This window comes from Streptomyces sp. NPDC050703 (assembly GCF_040654435.1).
Taxonomy (GTDB): domain Bacteria; phylum Actinomycetota; class Actinomycetes; order Streptomycetales; family Streptomycetaceae; genus Streptomyces.
In genome coordinates this window covers 11,406-23,973 of record NZ_JBFAHX010000053.1, presented here as the reverse complement: position 1 = coordinate 23,973, position 12,568 = coordinate 11,406, and the positions used below count along the sequence as shown (strand labels likewise).

At 69.2% G+C, this 12,568-nt stretch carries 8 protein-coding genes; 6 read left to right on the top strand and 2 right to left on the bottom strand.

Features of this window, described 5'->3' with window-relative positions; all coding sequences use genetic code 11:
* Window positions 1-318 precede the first annotated feature (318 nt).
* The 3 genes from AB0I16_RS31665 (at window position 319) to AB0I16_RS31655 (ending at window position 3,677) form a co-directional block, all read left to right on the top strand.
* A complete protein-coding gene (locus tag AB0I16_RS31665) occupies window positions 319-828 on the top strand; it encodes a hypothetical protein (protein ID WP_363253090.1) in 510 nt (169 codons plus the stop codon).
* The gene (locus tag AB0I16_RS31660) at window positions 828-3,086 is read left to right on the top strand and encodes a hypothetical protein (protein WP_363253089.1); all 2,259 of its coding nucleotides are present in this window, start codon (window positions 828-830) and stop codon (window positions 3,084-3,086) included. Before AB0I16_RS31665 ends, AB0I16_RS31660 begins: the two co-directional genes overlap by 1 nt.
* Before the next feature lie 102 nt (window positions 3,087-3,188).
* Window positions 3,189-3,677: a hypothetical protein gene (locus AB0I16_RS31655; RefSeq protein ID WP_363253088.1), complete on the top strand. Its 489-nt coding sequence runs from the start codon at window positions 3,189-3,191 to the stop codon at window positions 3,675-3,677.
* 22 nt (window positions 3,678-3,699) lie between these two features.
* On the opposite strand, the gene mycP is transcribed toward AB0I16_RS31655, so the two are convergent.
* Window positions 3,700-4,953 (bottom strand): type VII secretion-associated serine protease mycosin, encoded by a 1,254-nt coding sequence (mycP, locus tag AB0I16_RS31650; RefSeq protein WP_363253087.1) that lies wholly within the window; start codon window positions 4,951-4,953, stop codon window positions 3,700-3,702.
* A gap of 23 nt (window positions 4,954-4,976) precedes the next feature.
* Window positions 4,977-6,515 carry a type VII secretion protein EccB gene (eccB, locus tag AB0I16_RS31645; protein WP_363253086.1) on the bottom strand — a complete coding sequence of 513 codons (1,539 nt, stop codon included), beginning with the start codon at window positions 6,513-6,515 and terminating at the stop codon, window positions 4,977-4,979.
* A 377-nt stretch (window positions 6,516-6,892) separates the two neighbouring features.
* On the opposite strand from eccB, the gene eccE reads away from it, so the two are divergent.
* The 3 genes from eccE to AB0I16_RS31630 all read left to right on the top strand — a co-directional run bounded on the left by eccE (window position 6,893) and on the right by AB0I16_RS31630 (window position 12,301).
* Window positions 6,893-8,101 (top strand): type VII secretion protein EccE, encoded by a 1,209-nt coding sequence (gene eccE / locus AB0I16_RS31640; protein ID WP_363253109.1) that lies wholly within the window; start codon window positions 6,893-6,895, stop codon window positions 8,099-8,101.
* Window positions 8,101-8,868: a hypothetical protein gene (locus AB0I16_RS31635; protein WP_363253085.1), complete on the top strand. Its 768-nt coding sequence runs from the start codon at window positions 8,101-8,103 to the stop codon at window positions 8,866-8,868. Before eccE ends, AB0I16_RS31635 begins: the two co-directional genes overlap by 1 nt.
* Window positions 8,869-9,172: 304 nt before the next feature.
* Window positions 9,173-12,301 (top strand): SCO5717 family growth-regulating ATPase, encoded by a 3,129-nt coding sequence (locus AB0I16_RS31630; protein ID WP_363253084.1) that lies wholly within the window; start codon window positions 9,173-9,175, stop codon window positions 12,299-12,301.
* Window positions 12,302-12,568: the final 267 nt, after the last annotated feature.

The window sequence follows — 12,568 nt, the reverse complement described above, 5'->3', positions numbered from 1 at the left end:
TTACCCGCCTCCCGACCCTCTCGTGATCGCGGTGTGGCTGGTGGTCACTTACCGTGCGCGTGTCACTCTAGTCACACTCCGTAAGGTGGCCAACTCGGCTCTCCGGGCGTGCGGTTGGGAACGAGCCATGCCCGAGCCACCCGAGTCGCAGCCGAACCAGCTGCCCCAGGAGTCACAACCCGGCATGCACCAGTCGCACTGGCCGTGCCGGATGACACGGGATCGAACAACACCGCCTGGACTTGGGCACGTTGCTAGGTTGAGGTGCAACACCCGGCATCCGAAGATGCGCTTCGAACACGGGGAAGGGGCTCGCGCGTGGCGTGGGACGAGTGGGAACAGCTGAAGTCGCAGGCCGCGGATCGGCAGCCGACACACATGCAGCTGAACCAGGTCGAGCCGGGCACGGGAGGCAGCACCGCGCCCGATCCCGCCTCCTACGGTGACCTGCGCGTCAGCCAGGGAGATTTGGCGAAAATCGGCGATCACGCCTTCACGCTCTACGACCGGCTGTGGAAAGAGGGCCGGGGCGCACTCTCGGGGAGCGACAAGGCCGCGGCCGACCTCACGGGGCAGGGGTTCGCTCTGGGTTCCGCACTCCAGCACGTGTCGACGCGCTGGGAGGAACAGCTCACGTCCTTGCGGGACGCGTGCGCGCACATCGCCAACCACATGCGGGTCACCAAGAAGTTGCATGCCGACGACGAGCACTACATCCGGCGCCAGATGAGCAGCATCGACATGCTCGATGCCGGCTTCGACGAGCGGGTCGGCGAGCCCGGTAAGGACAATCCCGTTTACGGCCCGCCGAAGAAGAAGGACGACTGATGGATCTCGACGCGCTCCGCTTCGCGGAATTCAAGTTGCTCGACGAGGCTGTCAGTGACTGGTCGAAGATGGTCGACAAGCTCGACGATCTCAAGGGAGCCGCCGAGAAAGGGCTGACGGGAGCGGCCAAGAAGGCCGACTGGGCGGGGTACAACGCCACCGTCTCACGTGAGTTCATCGCCAAGACGGCGGGAGAGTTCGATGATGCGCACACGCAGGCCCAGAGCATCAGCAGGATCATGCGGGACACCTTGGGAGAACTGCGGAAGCACCAGGAAGAGCTCGTCGGTCTGATCGCGGACGGTGCGAAGAAGAACTTGACGGTCACGTCGACCGGCGGGGGCGGCTTCAGAGTCGATATGAACATCCACCCGGACCGTGCCGCCAAGGGCACGTCCGTACCGGACCGCAGTCAAGCTGAAGTCGACGCGTTCCGCGATGACGTTCAGAAGGTCCTCGACAAGGCGACCAAGAGCGACGCTTCAGCGGCGACGGCTCTCAAGGCGATTGCGGACCTGAGCAGGTTCGGGTTCGCTGACGCCAAGTACAAGAGCAGGGACGCCGCGGTGGCGGCCACCGAGGAGGCGGACAAGCTTTCCAAGCTGGCGAAGAAGAACCCGGCCGATCTGACCGTCGCGGAGTTCGACCGACTGAATTCCGGCCTCAAGAAGTACGCCGACGACGAACTGTTCGCCGAGCAGTTCGCCACGAATCTCGGCGCCAAGGGGACGCTGGAGTTCTGGGCCGACATCAACGACCCGAACGCGAACCCCCAGTTGAACCACGCACGACACGGCAAGTTCGACGACCTGCAGAAACACCTCAGTCTCACCCTGGCCACGGCCACCCAGAGCGACTCACTCGGCATGACCGAATGGACGAGCAAGGTGGTGGACCTCGGCAACAAGCCCGTCGGGAACAGCGGCCCGATGGGCTTCCAGGTCATGAGTAATCTCATGCGATGGGGAAATTTCGACGACCAGTTCTTGACCGACTACGGCTCTCGGTTGATGGAGACCGAGAAGAGAATGACGGGCAACGGTGAAGGAACAGCATGGCGACGCAGCGGGAATGATGTGCATCTGAACCGAACTGGGAGCGACACGGGATGGGACCCGACGGCCGGTTATTTGAAAGGTCTGTCAAACAGCCCCCACGCGGCGACCAGCTTCTTCAACGATGAGTTCATCTCCAAAAATGACGAGAACAATCCGTTCGACGGAAAGTCGAAGTCCAACTTCCAGTATCTCTTCGAGGAGAGAGGCTGGCCGAACGACGTCAATGATTCAGGGGAGCTCAGTAATACCGGACGCAACAACCTGGGCCTTGCTCTTGAGGCCGCCACAACCGGTCACCCGGCAGGTGAGCTACCGCCGCCGATGGATAACATGCCGCACAATGCGGAGCAGGCAAAACTAATGAAGAGTTTGGTCTCATCGATCTCGGACGACTCCAAACGTCTGACCGAACATCCGTATTTGAGTGACAGTGTCGGGCAGATCGCCTCGGAATATCTGCCGGACATCAATCGAGCCATGACCAATGACCACGACCGAGATACAGACAGATTGTTTCCGGTAGCTGGTTCCGAAGCCACCTTGCATCACAGGGATGCGATCCGGTTCCTCTTCGCCATCGGCCAGCACAGCGAAGGATACGCGGCCGTGGAAGTGGGTCAAAAATCCTACATGGCGAACCTCATGGAATATCACTTGGACCCGGACCTGCCGACCGAGCTCCGCTACAGCAATCCGGAAAGGAGCATCGATCAAATCGCGTATGGCTCTGGCGAGATCTCCGGAACCCTGGCAATCGGACGTCAGGAAGCCGTGGCGGGACCGGCCGAGGCCAGCGACAAAGAGTACGGTGAAGCCATTTCTCAGTGGAAGAATGCAATCTCCGGAGGTATCGGAACCGGAATTGGAGTAGGCACTGCATACATTGCCAACCCGATCACGGGGGCCGCCGTTGGAGGTGCAGCGAGTACTGCAAGCAGCATGGTACTGGAATCGCTGTTCAAGGATGCCGAAGGACAGGCTAAAGCACAGGCCGGCCCCGCCATGGGAGAGCGGTGGGAAAGCGGATTGGAAACGAACAGTAAGTACAGCGAGAAAGGCGCGGAGAGTGCGCGCGATGCACACCACCGCAAAGACTTGGATGACATCGGGGAAACGGCGAGAATTGGAGCACAACGCGGCTTCCAGGTCGCTGGAACAAATGTGTCGGCCATGGCTTCGGACATCCACACAGCCATCTGACGTCGGGGCTTTGCACCGGAGAGGAGAGAGGTGTTCCAGCTACGCAGTCACGGTCCACGGTCACGTAATCGAATCGGTCCGGCACTACTCGCGGTATCCTTGATGACTCTCGCTTTGTCGGCGTGTTCCGAGAAGCAAGGAAAGAGGGAATACTCGCTGCCTCGCTCACTCTGTACGGTCAAGGTCAAGGCGGCCCTGCTCGACCCGTTCATGCCTGACGGCGAGCAGGCCACCTTCCGTCGAGAACATCCATCCGGCGGAACCGAACGGTGCGATATTGCGGTGGATGGAAAGACCGCCCTCCGAGTCAGCCAAGTATGGTGGGACGAACAGGGCAACGTGGCCGAAGTTGCGTCTGTTCATGCACACGTTGAAGCACGCCCGGTAGAGACCAGCGAAAAATATCTTTTCTCAGGTACTGGCGCCGTGGGCAAGGTCAACGCATGTAGCGACCCGGCGCACCCGCAGCAAGCCCTGTTCACCGTTATTCAAGTCTTTACGCCCGACCACAGTGATGCTCCTGCCATGAAGAAGCTGATCAGCAATTATACGGGCGCGTTGGAGAACTCGAAAAAATGCTCCGGTAGATAGAAAACAGCGGTTGCGTCGCGCATCATCGCCTGGAACGCTTTCGCCGCCGAGCGTCCCGCGCAGCCACCCCCGCCCCGCCGAGTCCGGCGGTCACAACCACCGCTGCGACCACGGCGTACGTGGCCAGGCGGGTTGTTCGTTCTTCTGCGGATTCGCCCAGGTGGAGTTCTGCGGGTGTCGGGGCGTCCGCGCGGGTGACTCCTCCGTTCGGGGTCGGGGATTCGAGGGGGCGGTCGTCCTCCGTCAGGGCGCGGGTCGGGTCCGCCACGCCCCAGCCCACCAGGCGGTCGTGGCCGGGTACCGGGCGTTCTGCTGTCTGTTGGATCTGGGCCGTGATCTGACGTGGGGTCCAGGTGGGGTGCTTGGACTTGATGAGGGCGGCGAGGCCGGCGACGTAGGGGGCCGCGAAGCTTGTGCCGCTGTCCGCGCAGTGGCCGCCGCCCGGGACCGTGGAGACCATGTCGACGCCGGGGGCCGCCACGTCGACGAAGTCGCCGGACTGGGAGAAGGCGGCCCGTTCGTTGTTGCGGTCCGAGGCCGCCACCGCGAGCACCCCCTCGTAGGAGGCCGGGTAGGTCTTCTTGATGTTGCCGCCCAGGCCGTCGTTGCCCGCCGAGGCGACCACCACCCGGTGCTGCCCGAGCGCCCTGTCCACCGCGCGCTTCAGTTCCGGTGCGGGTTCCGCCGCGTTCGCGGTGTCCTGGGAGATGTTGATGACGTCCGCGTCGGCGTCGACCGCGTGGTCGATGGCCTTCGCGAGGGTGGCGGCCGTGCCGTGGCCCTCCGCGTCGTTCTGCGTGATCGGGATGATCGTCGCGTCCGGGGCGAGGCCCACGAAGCCGGTGCCCTTGGCGGGGCGTGCCGCGATGATGCCCGCCACGCGGGTGCCGTGGCCGACCCTGTCCGTCGTACCGTTCGCCCTGCCTCGTTCGATCTTCTCTCCCTCGTCGTCCTCGGCGGGGAGGAAGTTGCGGCCACGGGACACGTCCACCGCCGGCTTCAGCTGCGGGTTCTGGGTGTCCACGCCGGTGTCGATCACGGCTACGCGGACACCTCTGCCCGTGGACTGGAGCCACAGTTCGTCCAGGAGCACGCGTTGCAGGGACCAGGGGCGCCCCTCGTGCTTCTCGGACGGGAACGTGCACTGCCCGGAGGGTACGGAGTCGGCGGCGGCCGGCGTCCCGGCCTGCGGCGCCACCGCGAGCGTCAGCGCGGCGGCGATCGTTCCGGCGGCCCTGCTCGCGCCGCGGCGTCGTACGGTGAACGGCTGCGTCATCTCAGTGCTCCTCGTCCCGCGCCTCAGGAGCCCTGCGGCTGGCGCGCCGCGGCCGTCGAAAGGCGTGGTCCCGTGGGCAGGAACGTGGACCAGGCAGCGGGGACCGGAGTGATGTCCTTGTCTCCGTATCCGAGGCGCGTCTGGGCTTGCCGCGCCTCCTGCTGCTGCCGCTCGCGCTGTTCGGCGGAGGTGCCGATGCCCGCGTCGTCGGTCGCGCTGTCGCTGTTGGACTGCATCGCGTACCGCAGACCCGTGTCGGTGACCAGGAAGACGCCTCCGGCCCTGGTCTCGGAGCCGAGGAACTGGCGGTAGAGCTGGCCGGAGCCGGGGGTGACGTACGCGCTGGACGAACCGGTGGGGAGCGGTGCGGGGAAGTCGGAGCCGGCCCATGTGCTGAGGGTGGTCGTGCCGTCGTCGGCGTCGACGTCGCGCAGGACGTTGCAGACGGTGTTCCTGCCGCCGCGTGTGCCGGATGCCTCGTTGGCGGTGCTCGGCTCCAGGCGCGGCCAGTCGTTCTCCGCCCCGAACTCCTCCGTCGCGGGGCGGAACGCCGCGGCACTCATCTGCCGGGCGCGGCCGTTCTGCCCGAGTTCCTCCAGGTCGAGGTCGGGGCTGCTGAGCAGCAGTTTCGCGGTGAAATCGGAGACCGGGGCGATCCGTCCCCGAAGGACGACGTAGTGCTTGGGCCCTTCGCCGTCGGTCGCCGTGAGGATCATGCCGACCTTGTTCGCCGCGTCGTCCTGGAGGCCCGGCACGTTCGCGTCGGCGCCCGGGCGGCCGTCGATCTCGGGGAAGGCGATCGCGTCCCTGGGGCTCAGGGTGTCGAGCCACTGCCTGGACACCCTCTGCGGTTCGCGGCCCGATCCCACGAGGACGCGCAGGAGGAGTCCGCGGTCTTCCTTCTCCGCGATCCGGTACGCCCGGCCGCGGGCGTCGACCACAGAGCGTGTCCTGTCCGGGCCCATGACGTACAGCAGTTCGCCGCCCCGTAGCCGTTCACGGCCGTCGGTGCGGTGCCGGTCGCGTTCTCCCAGGACGAACGCGGCCTTCTGGACGCTGCTGCCGCCCTCGACCGGTCGCTCACAGACCGCCCAGCGTTTGGCGGAGCCCGCCTCCCGCGCCGAGGGGAGGCGGTCGGGCGCGTACGGGATGCCGATGGTGGCCCCGTGGGGGACCGTGCCCTTGTCGAGCACCGACTCGTCGACGTTGATGACCTTGCCCTCGCCGGAGTCGAGGAGCAGCTTGGCCGAGGCCATGTTGAGGACCGGGTGCAGCTGGGGTTTGCCGTGGGTCTCCAGGATGACGTAGCGGGTCGTCGAGTCGCTCGCGATGATCACGTGCTTCTTGGGCTCGTCCCAGCCCGGTTTGGCGGCGGGCCGGAACATTCCCCACGCGCCGAAGACCGCGAGGACGACCACCGCGACGACGAGTCCGGGCACCACCGCCCGCAGGGGGCGGGGGGCTCCCTCCTCCGAGCCCAAGGGTGAGGGCTGGATGAACGCGGCCAGCGTGCGGCGCTTCGCGAAGGTGTACGCGTTGAGTTCGTCCCGCCGTGATGCCATACGTGTCCGCTTCTCCCCGTGAGCGACCTGAGTGGCTGCTGTCCGGTTACGGTTGCGAGTCGTTCCCCCGCACTCCGTAGTCGGGCCGGGCCCTACTATGCCTGTTGAGTAACCGCGCGTGCGGGCTGGGTGAGGTAAGAGAGGTCCAAGCGCCTTGCCGGATAAGGCGGTTCGGGAGAATTGCGGGGGTTGGGCCGGTGACTTCAGCGTCGCACAGGCGTACGAGGACACGTACAGGGGCGCGTACTGGGACACGTACAGGGACGCGTACTGGGACACGTACTGGGACGTGTCCCAGTACGCGTACTCAGACAGGTACGCAGACGGCCGCCGGCCCATCGTCCGCGGCGGGGGCATCCGGGGCGGACCCCGTCCATCTGCGGCCCCTCCCGGGCGAGTCGGGCTCGGCCGGCCTGCTGCGGCTCGTGCTGCTCCAGGTCGCCGCCGCTCTGCTCGTCGCGGCCTGGGTCGCCGGCCCTCTGGCGCTCGCCCCGGCATCCGTGGTCGCGGTGGTGCTCGTGCTGTTCGCCGTCGTACGTCGCCGTGGCCGCCCCCTGCACGAATGGCTCGACGCCGCTCGGGCGTTGCGCTCCCGTCGGCGCAGTGCCGCGGAGCGGTCGATACCGCCGGGCACCGACCCCGCCTTCGCACCGGCGGTCGAATGCGACCCCGCTCTCCGGACGTACGCCTACAGCGGACGGGACCGTCGCAGGGTCGGCCTGGTCGGGGACGGAACGTTCGTGACGGCGGTCCTCCAGGTCGAATCAGCCGTGACGGCGCTGCGGGCCGATCGCGGGCGGCAGCCGTTGCCGGTGCACCTGGTGCGTGACGCACTCGAAGTGGACGGCATCCGGCTTGAGTCCGCCCAGATCGTGCTGCACACCCAGCCCGCGCCCGCACTGCACCTGCCCCAGCAGTCCCTGGCCGTCACCAACTACGCGCCGCTGCAGGCCCTCACGGGCGCGCCCGCCGTGCGGATCACCTGGATCGCCCTCAAACTCGACCCGGAGCTCTCCCCCGAAGCCGTGGCGGCGCGTGGAGGCGGCCTGCTCGGGGCCCAGAAGTGCGTGGTGCGGGCCGCGGACCAGCTCGCGAGTCGGCTCACGGGAGCGGGGTTCCGCGTGACCGTACTGAACGAGCAGGAGGTGGCCTCCGCCATCGCGACCTCCGCCTGCGCCAACCCCCTGGTGACGGCTCTGGCCGACCGGGGCGCGGTTTTGGAGCGCAGGACAGAGGAGTCTCCGCGTGTCTGGCGGTGCGACAACCGGCGCCACACCACCTACTGGGTGAAGCGCTGGCCGCAGTTGCGGGGTTCCGGGGGGCCCGCGCTGCCGCAGCTCGTGGCGCTTCTCACCGCGGTGCCGGCGCTGACCACGACGTTCAGCCTCACGCTCGGGCGTGGCGCGCAGCACGGGACCACCGTCCGCGGCCACCTGCGGGTGACCGGTCGCGGTGATGCCGAACTCGTGGCAGCGCGGCGCTCGTTGGAGCGGGCTGCACGGCAGGCCGGTACGGGGCTGGTGCGGCTGGACCATGAACAGCTGCCGGGGATGCTGGCCACCATGCCGCTCGGAGGTACTCGCTGATGGCCGGCTCGGCTCCCTTCCTCCCGGGCTCTCCGGGGGAACCCGCCAGGGGCGCGTTCGCGGCGGCTCCACGAGGCGGGTTCGGGCTGGTCGGCCCCCGGCACGCGAGGCACGCCCTCCCCGCCGGTCAGGTGGACGCGCTCACCCTGCCGATCGGTGACGACGGGGTCGTGATCGGTGTGGATGCCGAGGGCCGGCCCGCGGCACTGGGCGTCAGCCGTCCCACGCCGTACGACATTCTCTTCGTCGGCGGTCTCTGGACGGCTCAGGTCATCGCGTTGCGGGCCGCCGCGACCGGGGCGCGGGTGGCTGTGGAGACCGGGCGGGCCGGGGCGTGGGCGCAGTTGGCGCGGGTGCTCGGGGCCGGGCAGAGCGGGATGGCCGTGCACGACGTGGGGCGGGTGCCGCCGCAGGGGGCGTCCGCGGGGAGTCCCGTGCTCGTGGTGCGGGACTGCGGGATGCGGCCGCCTCGGGGGCGGGTCGTCTCCGCGCCGTGGCAGTCCGTGCTGACGGTGCTGCCCTATCTGAGCCCCGTCGCGCCTCGGCTCGTGCGGCAGGCGTCGCTGGTGGGCGTGCAGCGGGTGTCGCCGGACGAGGCGGTGCGGATCGGGCGCCTGCTCGGGTTGCCGGACGCCGACGTCGCGTCGTTGCCGACGCTCGCGGACGGGGTGACCTTGTGGTGTGCCGACCGCGACCGGCAGTACGTGATGACGCGGGCCACTGACGCCGAGACCGGATTGTTGGGTGCCGCTCGGCGGGTGGACTGAGCCGCCGCGGATGCGGAGTTGACGGGGGCTTCGGAGTGCTCCATGCCTCGTTGGGTGGTTTGTCCTTCGCTGTTTGGTGTATGCGGCTCGTTTCTGAGCGAGGCGTGACGCAATGGACAGCATTGGTGGGGCGGACTGCCCTGCCGTGCTCCCGGTTCCGGTGATTAGGCTGGGACAAGGCGCGACACAAGAACCCACGTGTGGGCCGTGCGCGTCCTCAACGGGGAGAGCCAGGCGGATCGGACGACACGAACGGTCGCCCCCCACCACGGCACGAGGGTGCTCGACCACATCAGGAGGCATTGTGAACAGCGATCGGGACGAGATCCGCGGGGGCTGGGACACACCCGTCGATGATCAGTCCGACGCGGAGTCCGCTGCCGAGACGACGGGCGAGTTCACCATCGACTACGCGCCGCCCGCCTGGTACACGCAGAACGCTTCGGGCGGCGCCGGGGAGACGCCCCCGCCTCCGCCCGTCTCCACTCCCCCGGTCACCACGCCGCCGCCCGCCGCGCAGCCCTCCGCCTCCGCTGAGCCGCCCGACTCCGCTCCGTTCGCTCCGCCCGCGCCTGAGGCTGAGCCGTCCCCCGAGTCCGCTCCGGCTCCGGAACCGGCTCCCCTGCCGTCGTTCGCCATGCCGCCCGTTCCGCTGGCTCCGCCCACCGGGCCGGTTCCTCCGGTCGGTGCGGAGCCCGTGGCGCCTGCCGAGTCCGCTTCCGGGGACGGGGCCTCTTCGGGTGCGGTGCCCAAGCTTCCCGTGGGGAGCGGGTTCGAGCCCGCTGATCCGGGTGGTGTGGGTGGTGTGGGCGAGGAGCGGGGCGGTTCTGCTTCCGCTGCCGGCTCCGCGCCTGAATCCGCGTCCGGAGGTGCCGCCACCGACTGGAGCTCCGCTCTCGCCGGGCCCGCCGCTTCCGTTCACGTGACCGGTGTCGTACCGAAGAACGAGGTCGATGCACTGGCCGAGGCCAAGGCCAACGCTCAGGGTGACACGGAAGGTCACGCGGAAGGTGGCGCCGAGGAGGCTTCCGGTGCCGAGGACGCGCAGGGTTCCTCCGGTCCTGATGCGCAGTCAGGGCCCGCGGCCGCTGCCGCGCCCGTCGCGGAGGGCCTGGGGGGTGGCGACCTTGAGAGTGGTGCCACCATGCGGTTCTCCGCGCGTGCGCTGAAGCGGGAGATCGAGGAGCGTTCCGCCACCGAGGCGGAGCCCTCTGCCGAGGCCGGCCGGACCACCGAGCCCGTCCAGGCCGCCGAGCCCGCCCAGGCCGCCGAGTCCGTCCAGCCTGGCGGGCCCGTCCAGTTCCCCGAGCCCGTCCAGGCCGCCGAGCCCGCCGAGTCTCCCGGGCCCGTCGAGGTTCCGTCCGCCGAAGCCGTTGCTCCTCGGGGTGCCGAGCCTGCCACTGCCGGTGACAGTGGCACTGACAGTGACAGCGGCAGTGACAGCGGCAGCGGTGTGCGGGACTCCGTGCCCGGCTCCTGGGCCTCGCCGCCGGTCGCGCCGCAGGGTGGGCTTCCGCCCCTGCCTCCCGCCTACCAGCCCGCGGCTCCGACCGCCGCGCCCCAGTGGCCCGCGTCGACCCAGGCCGCACCGCCGGTCCAGCCCGCGCCACCGGTCCAGGGAGAGCAGCCGCCGGTGCAGCCCGCCCCCGCCGTGCAGGCGCAGACGCCGCCCGACCCTACGCCGGAGCAGGCACCCCCGCCCCCCGCAGCCGTGCCCCCGCAGGCCCAGCCGTCGCCGCAACCGCCCGTACAGCCCCAGACCCCGCAGCCGCCGGCCCCCGGCGGCTGGCACACCCCCCAGGGCCAGGCCGCCCAGGGCCCGGCACCGCAGGGTTACGGGTTCCCGCAGGCCGGAGCCGCCGCACCCGCGCCTTCGCCGCAGGCCGGTTACGGATTCCCGCAGCAGCCGGGCGCGGGCGACACCCCCGTACAAGCCGGTGGTTACGGCTTCCCCCAGCAGCCTCCGGCCCCCCATGCCCAGCAGCAACCTCCGGCCCCCCATGCCCAGCCGCAGCCCCAAGGCCCCCAAGGCCCCCAAGGCCAAGGCCAGGCCCAGCCGCAGCCGCACGGCTTGCCCCAGCCCCCCGCCCAGGGACAGCCGCAGCCGCAACCGCAGGCGCCCCAGCCCCCCGTCGACCCCCGCACCGGCGCCGCCTGGCCGCAGGCCGTCCAGCACGATCAGCGGGAGCGGACCAATCCGGGGGCTCCGCTCGGGTACACCGCGGCCGTCGAGCTGTCCTCCGACCGGCTGCTGCGCAACACCAAGCCGAAGGCCAAGAGCAGCCGGTCCGGGGGCGGTCGTTTCAAGCTCGGCGGCAAGAAGGAGGAGGCCGAGCGGCAGCGGAAGCTGGAGCTGATCAGGACGCCGGTGCTGTCCTGCTACCGCATCGCCGTCATCAGTCTCAAGGGCGGCGTCGGCAAGACGACCACCACCACCGCGCTGGGGTCCACCCTCGCCACCGAGCGGCAGGACAAGATCCTCGCGATCGACGCCAACCCGGACGCCGGCACGCTCGGGCGCCGGGTGCGCCGCGAGACCGGGGCCACCATCCGCGACCTGGTGCAGGCGATCCCGTACCTCAACTCGTACATGGACATCCGGCGCTTCACCTCGCAGGCCTCTTCCGGGCTTGAGATCATCGCCAACGACGTGGACCCCGCCGTGTCGACCACGTTCAACGACGAGGACTACCGGCGCGCCATCGACGTGCTCGGGAAGCAGTACCCGATCATCCTGACCGACTCGGGCACGGGTCTGCTCTACAGCGCCATGCGCGGGGTTCTCGACCTCGCCGACCAGCTGATCATCATCTCCACCCCCTCCGTCGACGGGGCGAGCAGCGCGTCCACGACGCTGGACTGGCTGTCCGCGCACGGGTACGCGGATCTGGTCTCGCGGTCCATCACCGTCATCTCCGGGGTGCGCGAGACCGGAAAGATGATCAAGGTCGATGACATCGTGTCGCACTTCGAGACGCGGTGCCGGGGGGTCGTCGTCGTCCCCTTCGACGAGCACCTCGCCGCCGGCGCCGAGGTCGATCTCGACATGATGCGGCCGAAGGTGCGGGAGGCGTACTTCAACCTCTCGGCGATGGTGGCCGAGGACTTCGTGCGGGCCCAGCAGCAGCAGGGGCTCTGGACCTCGGACGGCAACCCGCCGCCCCGGGTGGCCCCTCCGCTGCCCGGCCAGGGGCAGCCGCCGCAGCACGCCGGGGCGCCCTACCCGGGGCAGCCGCAGCCCCAGCCGTATGCCCCACAACAGCCCCACCAGACCCAGCAGCCCCACCCGCAGCCGGAGCCCCACCCGCAGCACCCCCAGCCCGGCATCCCCCCGCAGGCTCACCCCCAGCAGCCGCAAGACTGGCAGGCCCCGCCCCCCGCGCAGCAGCCCGCGGCTCCCCATCAGCAGCAGCCGCAGCCTCCGCAGCAGTAGTCACCGCCCCTCGCACCAGCGGGCCCGTGCCGTTCACCGGCGCGGGCCCGCCGTGCGTTTCGCCCGTCCGGCGGTACCCCGCGGACGCCGGTCCGCGCGCAGCCGCCCACCTGCTGCTCCCCCAGCCGCCACCCCCTCACCAGCCCTGCGTCAGAGGTCTTGACCAATGCGGGTGAAGTTGCCGTCAAGTCGTTATTTCCGCAGGCCACATGGGGTTCACCTGCCGTTGACGTGTGCTGACCGGCGCTGGTAAACACACAGCAACCA